General features: G+C 62.6%; 7 protein-coding genes. 6 read left to right on the plus strand and 1 reads right to left on the minus strand.

The features are described 5' to 3' along the window. Nucleotides 1-846: methionine adenosyltransferase (gene metK / locus QZY06_RS13745; RefSeq protein WP_295685452.1), on the minus strand; the 846-nt coding region annotated here is incomplete at its 3' end. Between the two features lie 179 nt (nucleotides 847-1,025). Between metK and QZY06_RS13750 the strand changes: the two genes are divergently transcribed. The 6 genes from QZY06_RS13750 to QZY06_RS13775 all read left to right on the plus strand — a co-directional run. Continuing rightward, nucleotides 1,026-1,586: a thioredoxin family protein gene (locus QZY06_RS13750; RefSeq protein ID WP_295685455.1), complete on the plus strand. Its 561-nt coding sequence runs from the start codon at nucleotides 1,026-1,028 to the stop codon at nucleotides 1,584-1,586. A 58-nt stretch (nucleotides 1,587-1,644) separates the two neighbouring features. Next, a complete protein-coding gene (gene gorA / locus QZY06_RS13755; protein WP_295685458.1) occupies nucleotides 1,645-3,003 on the plus strand; it encodes a glutathione-disulfide reductase in 1,359 nt (452 codons plus the stop codon). Nucleotides 3,004-3,244: 241 nt separating this feature from the next. After that, complete coding sequence (locus QZY06_RS13760; RefSeq protein WP_293391680.1) at nucleotides 3,245-3,970, plus strand: MotA/TolQ/ExbB proton channel family protein; 726 nt, start codon at nucleotides 3,245-3,247, stop codon at nucleotides 3,968-3,970. Between the two features lie 4 nt (nucleotides 3,971-3,974). After that, the gene (locus tag QZY06_RS13765) at nucleotides 3,975-4,418 is read left to right on the plus strand and encodes a biopolymer transporter ExbD (RefSeq protein ID WP_022974842.1); all 444 of its coding nucleotides are present in this window, start codon (nucleotides 3,975-3,977) and stop codon (nucleotides 4,416-4,418) included. 19 nt (nucleotides 4,419-4,437) lie between these two features. Further along, nucleotides 4,438-5,118 (plus strand): energy transducer TonB, encoded by a 681-nt coding sequence (locus QZY06_RS13770; RefSeq protein WP_022974841.1) that lies wholly within the window; start codon nucleotides 4,438-4,440, stop codon nucleotides 5,116-5,118. Between the two features lie 211 nt (nucleotides 5,119-5,329). Then, the coding region (locus tag QZY06_RS13775) for a glyceraldehyde 3-phosphate dehydrogenase NAD-binding domain-containing protein (RefSeq protein ID WP_295685465.1) at nucleotides 5,330-5,772 on the plus strand (443 nt) is incomplete at its 3' end.

Raw genomic sequence — 5,772 nt, forward strand, 5'->3', positions numbered from 1 at the left:
GACCTTGGACGGGTCCTTGCCGGAGAAGGCGCCGCCGCCGTGACGGGCCCAGCCGCCGTAGCTGTCGACGATGATCTTGCGGCCGGTCAGGCCGCAGTCACCCACCGGGCCGCCGATGACGAAGTTGCCGGTCGGGTTGATGTGGAACTTGGTCGCCTTGCTGATCCACTTTTCCGGAATCACCGGCTTGATGATCGATTCCATGACCGCTTCACGCAGGTCTTTCAGCTTGATGTCCGGGCTGTGCTGGGTTGACAGCACCACCGCATCGACGCCGACGGCAACGCCGTTCTCGTAGCGCAGCGTGATCTGCGACTTCGCGTCCGGGCGCAGCCAGGCAAGGCCGCCCTTCTTGGCCTTGCGAATCTTCGACTGCTGCTCGACCAGACGGTGCGCGTAATAGATCGGCGCCGGCATCAGTTCCTTGGTCTCGTCGCAGGCGTAGCCGAACATCAGGCCCTGGTCGCCGGCGCCGATATCTTCGGCAGCCTTTTCCTTCTTCTTGGTGCCGTCGACGCCCATCGCGATGTCCGGCGACTGCTTGCCGATGATGTTCAGGATGCCGCAGGTGGCGCCGTCGAAACCGACGTCGGAGGAGTTGTAGCCGACGTCGATGATGACCTTGCGCACCAGCGCTTCGAGGTCGACCCAGGCCGAGGTCGTGACTTCGCCGGCCACGATCGCGACGCCCGTCTTGACGAGGGTTTCGCAGGCGACGCGGGCGCGCTTGTCCTGGGCGAGGATCGCGTCGAGCACGGCGTCTGAAATCTGGTCGGCGAGCTTGTCCGGATGGCCTTCGGAGACGGATTCGGACGTGAAGAGATAGCTGCTCGTGGCTTGAGTCACTGCGGGTTCCTCGTGTGATCGGGTCATGCGGATAAGCAGATAGCGTAATGCAAGGTGGTGACCCCTGCATAAGAACGAATGCGCCGGGCCTTGTCGCCAGCTTGGCTAGGCGAGGGCAAGGCTACAATCCGGCGCACTGCGCGGTGAGTGTGCCGCGCCCCTCGATGCAAGGAGATGACATGGCGCTGACCCCATCGACGATGCTGCCGCTGGCGACACTGGCGCCGGCCTTCAGCCTGCCGGACACCGTCAGCGGCCGCAGTCTGTCGCTGGCCGAGCTGCAGTCAGACCGCGCGACCGTGGTGATGTTCATCTGCAACCACTGTCCCTACGTGATTCATATTCGCGACGGCCTGCTGAAGCTGGCGCAGGACTACATCGCGCAGGGCGTTTCGTTCGTCGCGATCAGCAGCAACGATGCCGCGAATTACCCGGATGACGCGCCGGACAAGATGGCGGCGCTGGCGCAACGGGAGCACTTTCCGTTTCCCTATCTGTATGACGAGTCGCAGACCGTGGCGCGCGCCTATCAGGCGGCCTGCACGCCGGATTTCTTCGTCTTCGACGGCGTAATGAAACTGGCTTATCGCGGTCAACTCGATGATTCGCGTCCGGGCAATGGCAAGCCGGTGACCGGCGTTGATCTGCGGGCCGCGCTGGACGCTCTGCTGGCGGGACGCGCGGTTGGCGAGAACCAGATTCCCAGTGTCGGTTGTGGCATTAAATGGAAGCGCGCTTGAGCCTCCCAGGCTGGCAGCTGAACCGGTGCGCCGCGCGCACCACTTCGAGGCAATAACGATGACCACGCAGGACCAGACGTTCGATCTCGCCGTGCTGGGCGGCGGCAGCGGCGGCATCGCCACGGCGCGGCGTGCAGCGCAGTACGGGGCCAAGGTGGTGTTGATCGAGCCGGCGCGCTTGGGCGGCACCTGTGTCAACGTCGGTTGCGTGCCGAAAAAGCTGATGTGGCATGCCGCGCAGATCGCCGGCACCTTGGCTGAAGCGGCTGGCTACGGCTTCGAGATTTCGGCATACAGCCATGATTGGGCGACGCTGGTCGAACGTCGCGAGGCTTATATCCGGCGCCTGAACGGCATCTACCGGGACGGGCTGGATCGCGATCGCGTGAGCCTGGTCGAAGGCTATGGTCGCCTGCTGCCGGATGGCCGCGTCGCTTGTGGGGACACGGTGATCGCTGCGCGACACGTGTTGATCGCCACTGGCGGCAAGCCGCAGCGGCCGACCATTCCCGGCGCCGAACTGGGCATCGATTCCGATGGTTTCTTCGCGCTGCAGGCGATGCCGAAACGGGTTGCCGTGGTCGGTGCAGGCTACATCGCCGTCGAGCTCTGCGGCGTACTGCGCGCGCTGGGCGCCGAGGTGACGCTGATCGTCCGCGGCCAGCGTTTGCTGAGCAGTTTCGACGCCATGCTCGGCGAGGCCTTGAGTGCGGAATTGGTGCAGCAAGGCGTGCACATCCGCTACGGCTGCGAGGTGCAGCGACTCGAACGGCAAGACGGCGGCTCGAGCTTGGCCGCGAGCCTGAACGATGGCGCGGCCATCGCCATCGATACCTTGATCTGGGCGACGGGCCGCCGCGCCAATACTGAAGGGCTTGGGCTGGCTGAAGCCGGAGTCGAGCTCGATGACGCCGGCCATATCGTCGTTGATGACTGGCAGAACAGCAGCCGCGAAGGCGTGCACGCCGTTGGCGATGTCACCGGTCGCGTGCCGCTGACGCCGGTGGCGATCGCGGCAGGACGTCGGCTGGCCGATCGTCTGTTCGATGGTCAAAGCGAGCGCAAGCTCGATTACGCCAACATCGCCAGCGTCGTCTTCAGCCATCCGCCGATCGGCACTGTGGGTTTGAGTGAAGACGCGGCGCGCAAGCGGTATGGTGATGTGGTCAAGATCTACAGCACGCGCTTCAAGGCGCTTTATTACGGCCTGCTGGAGCACAAGCACGAGACGGCGATGAAGCTGGTCTGTGTCGGGCCGGAGCAGAAGGTTATCGGCGTGCACGTGATCGGCGTCGGTGCGGACGAAATGATCCAGGGCTTTGCCGTTGCAGTGCGGATGGGTGCCACCAAGCGCGACTTTGATGACACCGTGGCGATCCATCCCACCAGCTCCGAAGAACTGGTGACGATGCGCTGAGCGTTTGTCAGGCAAGGCGCGCCAGCGTCGGGCTCGCTTCATGATGCGGGACGGTTCATTCTTGAATCGTCGCTAACCATACGATTATTAAGGTTTTAAGACCGCTTCATTACCTTGCTTATTGCCGTAACAGGTCAGTAGTATTCGGCCTTCCCCGTTTCGCCGTGCAGCTTTGGTGCGAGTCTTGCGAGCACCTCGCCATACCCTCGGCGCTAAGAACCAACCTTTCGGAGTACCTCACGTGGCAGTCAGTCTCATCAATATTGCGGCCGAAGCCGCCGGCAGCATCAACCCGGCCGACCTTTCGATCATGAGCCTCGTGCGGCAGGCAGACCCGGTGGTCAAGGGCATTCTGCTGCTGCTCGGCTTTTTCTCCGTCTGGAGTTGGACGGTGATGATCGAGAAGTTCTTTGCTGTTGCCAAAGCCAACGGTGCCATCAATCGTCTCGAGAACAAGCTCGAGACCGGCACGCTGGAAGACATGATCAATTACTCGGACGACAAGCAGCATCCGCTTGCTTCGGTCATCGAAGCCGGCAATGCCGAGTGGCGCGAAGGTTCGGGCGAGCACAGCCACGAAGCGCTGCACGAAGTGCGTGATCGCATCGAGCATGCGATGCGCCTGGAAATGTCCAACGAGATCCGTCGCCTGAACAAGGGCTTGCCGTTCCTCGCGACGGTCGGCTCGGCTGCTCCGTTCGTGGGCCTGTTCGGCACCGTGTGGGGCATCATGAACACCTTCACCGGCATCGCCGCCAACCGCGACACTTCGCTGGCGACCGTTGCTCCGGGTATCGCCGAAGCGCTGTTCGCCACCGGCATCGGCCTGGTCGCGGCAATCCCGGCGATCATGGCTTACAACAAGCTGTCGACCGACATGGGCCGCTACTCGGGCCGCATCGGCACCGCAGTGGGCATCTACGCCGGCCGTCTGGCCAAGCGTTTCGCCCCAGGCGCCAAGAGCTGACGCCATGGGCCTGAACGTAAAGGTCTCGTCAGGAGACGGCGAAGAAGGCGAGATGTCGCCGGTCGCCGAAATCAACATCACGCCGATGGTCGACGTGATGCTGGTGCTCCTGATCATCTTCATGGTCACGGCGCCACTGATGCTGCCGACACTTCCGATCGAACTGCCGAAAGCCTCTCTCGACGAGATGGGCAAACCGCGCGATCCCCTCATCATCTCGATCGATACAGCGAACGAGTACTTCATCAACAATGGCCCGCTGACCCAGCAGGTGCCCTTCGAACAGCTCGGTGAAGCCTTGCGCGCCATTTCGGCGAAGCAGGCCGACAACCTCGTCTACATCCGCTCCGACAAGGGCGTGGAATACGGCAAGGTCGTCGATCTCATCAGCCTCGTCGGCGCTTCCGGGTTCTATAAGGTTTCGTTGATGGCCGAAGCCCAGCAGTGACGGGCTGGAGCTATACCCAGTGAGCAATCCTCCCAAGAAGGGCAAGCAGACGTGGAGTACGGGACTGATCGTCTCGATCATCTTCCACGGCACGCTGATCCTGTTCCTCATTCAGCTGGTGCGACCGACGGTGAATCTGCCGCCGAAAGCCAAGAAACAGCTGATCGTCGAACTGGCGCCACCCCCACCTCCTCCACCCCCGCCGCCGCCACCGCCACCGCCGCCTCCAACGCCGCCGCCGAAGGAACCGCCGAAGATCGTCCCGACGCCGTCTCCGACGCCGCCGCCGATCGAAGCACCGACGACCAACGCACCGGATGCCGTGGATGTGCCGACGGTGCCACCGGCGCCACCGCCAGCACCACCGGCACCGCCAGCGCCTCCGGCGCGGGCAGTCGGCACCGGCGTTCCAACGACGTACTACAACACGCTGCAGAGCGTGATCCAGCAGAACGTGCAGTACCCGGCCAAATCCTTGCGCAACGAGGAAGAGGGTGTGGTCAAGCTGCGCGTGCAGATCTCCCGTGATGGTTCGATCCTCGACGTGCAGCTGATTACCAAGTCGGGATTCATCGAACTGGACAAGGAAGCCAAGGAAGTGTTCAAGCGCATCGGCAAGTTCCCGCCGGTGCCGGCGACCGTGAGCCCGGAGTACACCGAGTTCCTCGTCGAGTTGCCGATCAACTTCACCTTGAACTGACTTGAGAACTGATCTGAACCGCCGTTGACGGCTGCGACGTAGCAGATATCTCCTGTTGTGGAGCGGGGCCGGCGAATGTCGGCCCCGCTTTTTTGGCGCTGGGCTAAAATGCGGCCCCGCTTGCAACTCAGCGAAATGGGCCGCCCGCATCCGATGATCGTCCGGGGCGCGTCCGCAATCAGGGCGATCCACCGACCTTCAGAGGAACATCATGGCAGTCAAAGTTGGCATCAATGGTTTCGGCCGCATCGGTCGCAATGTGCTGCGTGCTGCTGTGCAGAACTTCGGTGGTGACATCGAAATCGTCGCGATCAACGATCTGCTCGAGCCGGATTACCTCGCCTACATGCTGGCTTATGACTCCGTGCACGGCCGCTTCAAGGGCGAGATCGCGATCAAGGACGGCGCCCTGTTCGTCAACGGCAAGAAGATCCGCCTGACCCAGGAACGCGATCCGGCAAACCTGAAGTGGGCTGATGTCGGTGCCGAAGTGGTCATCGAATCGACCGGCCTGTTTCTCGACAAGCTCACGGCGCAGAAGCACCTCGACGCAGGCGCGAAAAAAGTCGTCTTGTCGGCGCCGTCGAAAGATGACACGCCGATGTTCGTCTACGGCGTCAATCACAAGACCTACGCCGGCCAAGCGATCATCTC

Origin of the sequence: uncultured Nevskia sp., assembly GCF_903885465.1 — a bacterium.
Classification (GTDB): Bacteria; Pseudomonadota; Gammaproteobacteria; order Nevskiales; family Nevskiaceae; genus Nevskia.

Coding starts and splice junctions, on each gene's coding strand:
- QZY06_RS13750 (WP_295685455.1), top strand. CDS start 1,026: ATGGCGCTGACCCCATCGACGATGCTGCCGCTGGCGACACTGGCGCCG.
- gorA (WP_295685458.1), top strand. CDS start 1,645: ATGACCACGCAGGACCAGACGTTCGATCTCGCCGTGCTGGGCGGCGGC.
- QZY06_RS13765 (WP_022974842.1), top strand. CDS start 3,975: ATGGGCCTGAACGTAAAGGTCTCGTCAGGAGACGGCGAAGAAGGCGAG.